This is a genomic window from Acaryochloris sp. IP29b_bin.137, from assembly GCF_028285745.1.
In the GTDB taxonomy this organism is placed as follows: Bacteria; Cyanobacteriota; Cyanobacteriia; order Thermosynechococcales; family Thermosynechococcaceae; genus Acaryochloris.
On the sequence record NZ_JANQOP010000036.1, the window covers coordinates 1 to 5930 of the forward strand.

At 49.5% G+C, this 5930-nt stretch carries 7 protein-coding genes and 1 pseudogene; 5 read left to right on the top strand and 3 right to left on the bottom strand.

What is annotated here, in order from left to right:
* Positions 1-663 (top strand): annotated as a pseudogene (locus Q0991_RS02520) (hypothetical protein); the annotation flags it as partial.
* A gap of 151 nt (positions 664-814) precedes the next feature.
* Positions 815-1285 (top strand): Rieske (2Fe-2S) protein, encoded by a 471-nt coding sequence (locus Q0991_RS02525; RefSeq protein WP_299485192.1) that lies wholly within the window; start codon positions 815-817, stop codon positions 1283-1285.
* 129 nt (positions 1286-1414) lie between these two features.
* Here the strand turns inward: Q0991_RS02525 and gor are convergent, their stop codons facing one another.
* Positions 1415-2773 (bottom strand): glutathione-disulfide reductase, encoded by a 1359-nt coding sequence (gene gor / locus Q0991_RS02530; RefSeq protein WP_299485195.1) that lies wholly within the window; start codon positions 2771-2773, stop codon positions 1415-1417.
* A 109-nt stretch (positions 2774-2882) separates the two neighbouring features.
* On the bottom strand, positions 2883-3455 hold the full coding sequence (locus Q0991_RS02535) for a peroxiredoxin (RefSeq protein ID WP_299485197.1): 573 nt from the start codon (positions 3453-3455) through the stop codon (positions 2883-2885).
* Positions 3456-3666: 211 nt separating this feature from the next.
* Between Q0991_RS02535 and Q0991_RS02540 the strand changes: the two genes are divergently transcribed.
* The 3 genes from Q0991_RS02540 to Q0991_RS02550 all read left to right on the top strand — a co-directional run bounded on the left by Q0991_RS02540 (position 3667) and on the right by Q0991_RS02550 (position 5098).
* Positions 3667-4086 (top strand): Fur family transcriptional regulator, encoded by a 420-nt coding sequence (locus tag Q0991_RS02540; protein WP_299485199.1) that lies wholly within the window; start codon positions 3667-3669, stop codon positions 4084-4086.
* 91 nt (positions 4087-4177) lie between these two features.
* A complete protein-coding gene (locus Q0991_RS02545) occupies positions 4178-4600 on the top strand; it encodes a nuclear transport factor 2 family protein (protein WP_299485202.1) in 423 nt (140 codons plus the stop codon).
* Positions 4601-4624: 24 nt separating this feature from the next.
* On the top strand, positions 4625-5098 hold the full coding sequence (locus Q0991_RS02550) for a GNAT family N-acetyltransferase (RefSeq protein ID WP_299485205.1): 474 nt from the start codon (positions 4625-4627) through the stop codon (positions 5096-5098).
* 58 nt (positions 5099-5156) lie between these two features.
* Here Q0991_RS02550 and Q0991_RS02555 read toward each other — a convergent pair whose 3' ends face one another.
* A complete protein-coding gene (locus Q0991_RS02555) occupies positions 5157-5843 on the bottom strand; it encodes an SDR family NAD(P)-dependent oxidoreductase (protein WP_366524876.1) in 687 nt (228 codons plus the stop codon).
* Positions 5844-5930 lie beyond the last annotated feature (87 nt).

Sequence of the window (5930 nt, forward strand, 5' to 3'; positions counted from 1 at the left end):
AAGACGTGTGAGTTTTTGGGCCGATTGGTGGGTCGTAAGCCTGTCGATGTGCCAGCGGTGGCAACTCCAGCGGTGGAAACTCCTAACCCTGAGGTGAAACCAGTAGTCGACGAGAAGAAAGATACTCCGAAAGCAAAGCCCTCTGCTAAACCTACTACCAAGACGGCTCCAACGCCGGCAGTATCCAAGGCCAAAACACCTGCAGCGGAGAAGAAGGCTGAGGTGAAGCCCATAGCAAAGCCAGTTGCTAAGCCAACAGCACCAAAAACCGCTGCTCCAGCAAAGCCCACGACTACGGCAAAGGTGGATGCTCAACCCAAGGTAGAGGCGAAAGCCGATCCGAAGGCTGAAGGCAAGGCTGAGGTTAAACCTGCTCTAAAGGCTGAGAATGATTCTGAGGCAAAACCAGCCTCGAAAGTAGGCGAGACTAGCAAGGTGTCCCCAGTTAGCTCTGCCGTAGATGCGACAATGAAATCGCCTGGAACAACGACCGCGACTCAGCCTGCTAAGGAGCAGACCCAGGCAGATAAGCCTAAAACGGACACTGGTGCTAAGGAATCTGGGAAGAAGGATTCTAAAGTCAGTGAGGCCCGAGGAGTATGGGCTAAGTTGACTGGCGTCAATCCCAATTATCAGCGTGTCCCTAACAAAGATAAGCAGTAGTTATGCTGGTCTGTCAGGCCATAGTTGAATCAAGTCTTTGCACCCAGGTCAAGACTTTTGCCAGATTTATATCACTGGAACACACCTGACTGGAACCAAATCATGCATAATATCCAGCAATGTCCGTATCTCAGATACAGGAGAACACTGAATGGATCGTCGTACATTTCTCTCTTGGGTTGGTGTTGGCACATTAGCCAGTAGCCTACCCATGGTGATTGCTGCTTGTACTTCTAGCGAAACAACGGAGACCTCTTCTTCTACAGAAACTGACTCGGCTGCATCTTCTCCACCTGCCACCACTGCGGATGGCTTTACAGAAGTGGGTAAACTAGCAGATCTAGAAGGGAATGGCTCTGTTATTCAAGAAGACTTTGCCGGAGCCCCACTGCTGGTTATTTTCAATCCTGATGATAAAACCCAAGTCGTGGCGTTTAAAAATCAATGTACCCACAATCAATGTCCCGTAGATTGGAACGCAGAGTCAGGCACCCTTGACTGTCCGTGTCATGGATCTAAATACAAAGCTGATGGGACTGTGACCAATGGTCCAGCCAAGGAGCCACTGCCAACCTATGAGGCAAAAATAGAAGGGGATGCCATTTTGGTGAAAGCGGGCTAAAAATCGCGAGATTTTGACAAAGAAACCCCTGGCATGTAGCCAGGGGTTAAATCCTCTGAGGAGGAATCTCTCGATACCAGATTCCTGAGCTTAAAGTGCCCCCTCAATTCCAAAAAAGTGACACCTTGCTTAGCGCATTGTTACAAATTCTTCGGCAGAACTGGGGTGAATGCCAACCGTTGCATCAAACTGAGCTTTTGTGGCTCCCATCTTGACTGCGATCGCAACTCCTTGAATAATTTCTCCCGCATGATCGCCCACCATATGCGCCCCTAGAACCTGATCCGTCTCGGTATTGACCACCAACTTCATCAGGGTTTTCTCATCATGGTTGGGGAGGGTATAAAACATGGGGCGAAACCGACTGCGAAAGACTTTGATCTGGTCTTTGCCATACTTTTCTTGGGCTTCTGCTTCCGTTAGACCCACCGTGGCAGCTTCAGGGGTAGTGAAAATGGCTGTAGGCACATTTTCATAGCTCACGGATCGGGATTTGCCGCCAATATGGGTATCGGCAAATGCGCGTCCTTCGGTAATAGCAACTGGCGTGAGGTTGATTCGATCCGTGCAGTCGCCCACGGCATAAATATTTGGCTCTGCCGTTTGACTGTATTCATTGACTGCGATCGCACCGCCGTCTACTTCCACAGCGGTATTTTCAATTCCTAAGCCTTCAAGATTGGGGATACGCCCCGTCGCAGCCAAACTGACCGCATCTGCCAGAATGGTTTCTTCGGCATTGTCCGCTTGCTTAACCGTGAGCTGGAGCCCCGTATCGGATTTTGCGATGGCAAGGTCCGTCATGTTATTCAGCACTCGAATCCCATGCTTCTGCATCGCTGCTTGAATCTCTGAGCGGATATCGTCGTCAAAACCGCGCAAAATTTTATCTGCTCGAATAATCAGAGTGACTTCTGACCCCAATCCTTTAAGAATGCAGGCAAATTCAATCCCGATATAGCCGCCCCCGAGGACAACCAAATGCTTAGGCTGCTCTTTTAGATGGAAAATATCGTCTGAAGTAATAGCATGCTCAATACCTGGAATACTGGCAGGCTTAACTGGCTTGCCTCCTACTGCAATCAAAATTTTATCTGCTGTGACCTTTTGATCGCCAATGGCAACGGTATGGGCATCCACAAGGGCCGCACGCCCTTGGTAGACTTCCACTTTAGAGTTATCCAGCATCCGCTGATAGATGCCATTAAGCCGAGTGACTTCATCATTGACTGCCGTAATCATTTTGAGCCAGTCGAGTTGGCTCTCTACCGGATGCCAGCCATAGCCCGTGGCAGCATCAAACTGGGCGGGAAAGTGAGAGGCATAGACCATGAGTTTCTTGGGCACACAGCCGCGATTCACGCAGGTTCCACCCAAACGGTCATATTCTGCAATACCAACTTTGGCACCATATTCAGCGGCACGACGGGCTGTGGCAATGCCACCAGAACCTGCACCAATTACAAATAGATCATAGTCGTAATTCATTGCCTTCCCTCCTTTGCTGAGTCAACAGCATTCCTCTCTAGCCCAATTAATCCACAAGGGGGAGGGGTGGGTCCGCGGACCCACCCCAAAATTGCGTGCCAGACAATGCTTATCCAACTGCAACAGCAGTCGGGGCAGTACTGGCATGCGCACCCTTGAGATAAGCCAACATGGTATCGGCATCAGACACCTCAAAGGGGTCAGTGGGGCAGTTATCGCCGTAATCCGCTTCGATAAACATTTTTTCGATCTGGCCATCGTTGACCACCATTGAATAACGCCAGGAGCGCATGCCAAAGCCAAGATTAGACTTATCCACCAACATACCCATCTTGCGGGTGAATTCACCATTGCCATCGGGTAGTAAGAAAACCTTCTCCGCGCCCTGATGTTTGCCCCATTGGAACATCACAAACGCATCATTCACCGATAGACAGATCACCTCGTCCACACCCTGGGACTTGATGTCTTCGTATAGCTCTTCGTAACGAGGTAGGTGCGTGGATGAGCAGGTGGGGGTAAATGCACCCGGCAGGGAGAACAGGACGACCCGCTTACCCCCAAAGATATCGTGGGTGGTTTTGTCTTGCCAACGATAGGGGTTCGGACCTGAAACGGACTCATCACGAACTCGGGTCTTGAAGACGACGTCAGGCACTCGCTCAGTTGCAAATACAGCCATGTTTTTCCTCATGTGTTTAGGTGAACAGGTGTCGGCACTCGCCTCCACATATCTAAGAATAATTCTTAGATAAGAATTATTCAATAGTAATATATACTTATTTTTAAGAAATACTATATCTTATTGAGGCATTTCAAGTTGAGCCTCTATAATTGATGAATAAAATGCTGCGATAGTATTTGCTGATAGATATTTGCGAATTGTATTAAAGATGAAGCAACCTGCCGATGCCATTGTGCAAGCTCTCAAGGAGAAAGGCCTCCGCGTAACCCCCCAACGCTATGCGGTGTACGCTAATTTATTATCGCGGACCGATCATCCAACCGTAGAACATCTGTTGCAGGATCTCAATCAAGATTTTCCCATTTCTTCTCAAGCAACGGTGTATAGCTCTTTGCAAGCCCTGCGAGAAGTTGGGCTAGTCCGGGAGGTCCTATTAGAAGAAGGGGTCTCTCGCTATGACGCTAACGTCGATCCCCATCATCATTTTCGCTGTCGTCACTGTGGCGAGATTGAAGATATCCCCTGGAATTGTTTCCAAGAAATTAGCCTCAACAACCTCCGCCCTGGCTTAGAAGCTCAGACCTATGAGGTCACGGTGAGTGGCCTATGTGATCACTGCCAGCCCTAAAGGGTTGAGCATTAATTTATTGTGACTCCTATGACCCCATTGATGTTGGGTCAAGGATGGCACCGCTTTATCGGTTTCTGGTCAATTGCCCATGGCTCAGCCCCTCTCGCCTGCCTTAGAGCAACAAATCATTGAGGTTGAAGAACAGCTCCGCTTAGCCATGTTGACCTCTGATATAGCAGCTCTCGATCAACTGCTTGCCGATGATTTGACGTTTACGAGTCATCTGGGCCAGATCATAAGCAAACAAGATGACCTTGCTTTTCATCAATCCGGCCTCTGTCGATTTCAAGCTATTGAGTATTCAGAACGACGGATCCAACCTCTGAGAGAGGGAGTGGTTGTCTTTGTGCAAGTGCAGTGGGCAGGCCTTTATGGCGAGACTGCTTTCCATGACAATCTCAGATTTACCCGTCTATGGCAGCGTTCTCCTCAAGGTTTATGGCAGGTGATCATTGGCCATAGTAGTGCTATTAACAGCAATGTGCCCTCATCCTCTGTACCCAAAGATTGATCTGTCATTCCGGAATGTGCAGCTATGCAAGACTCCTCCCTGACGATTCGCCCTACAACTCCCGCCGATGATCAACAGATTGCCCAGCATTTTTACCAAATGTGGCTAGATAATCAGGTGTCTGCTGAGCAGATTCAAGCGGACTGGCAAACCGTCACCTTAACGTTCCTGGCAACGGCCCGTGATCAGTTGGGTTATCAGGGATTTATTGCCTCTATTGATGAGGAAATTGTCGGGTCGGTGGGCTGTCAGTTATTTTCGGGGCTGTATCCATTTCTGATTAGCCAAGACCAACGTCACTATGGCTATATTTGGGGCGTTTATGTGGAAGCGGCCTACCGTCGTCGAGGGTTTGGTCGACAACTAACAGAGGTGGCGGTGGAGTATTTGCGATCGCAACACTGTACCCATGCTCTACTCCATGCCTCCTCCTGGGGCAAGCCCGTTTATGAGCAGATTGGCTTTACACCGTCCAACGAAATGCGTCTGGAGTTGTAATGGGCCGATCCCCCACTTCCCTGCAAATCTGACATTATGCCTGGGATCGGAGGGAGACTTATTTCTGATTTTGGGAAGGATGCCAATCTGCCAACCCAAATTTCCCCATCAAAATTCGATCTAAAATTCGAGTCGGTAGCCATCGTTTGAGCAGGGGTAAGGTTCGGCTTTTGTTGCCAATCGCAATTTCTGCAGGGAGTTGTTTAGAGCGCTGAATACGACGCACCAGCGCTTGGGCTAAAACCGCAGCAGGCGTGGCCTGGATCTGCGAGGCTTGTGCTCGCGCCTGGATCTGCGGGGTCAGGGAGTGATATCGAGAGTTGGAGGGCAACAGCCGCTCAACATTTCGCGATGCCGTTTGTCCAAACTGGGATTGGATTGCACCGGCTCGAACCATCACTACCTGGATATTGAAAGGAGCCAGCTCCATTCGTAATGCATCTGATAAGGCATGCAGCGCTGCTTTGGAGGCACAGTAGGGGCCTGCAAAAGGCGTACTCATGATCCCAGACACACTCCCCACATTGAGGATCAGTCCTCCATTCCCCATAAAGGGAATGACCTGCTGCACTAAATCAATAGGCGCAAAAACATTGGTCTGAAATTGGGCCACAAACTCAGCATTGGGAATATCTAGCAATGGCCCCATCACTGCATATCCCGCATTATTAACGAGAATATCGATGCTCTGGGTCTCCGCCGCTAAAGTGCCAACTACGCGACTAATATCCGAGGTTCTTCCCAGCTTTTGGTGAAGTGGTTAGAACCCCTTTCCCAGCATAAGATTCAGCGCTTATTTATGAAGCCATAATGAATCGCTTAGCGAGTAGGG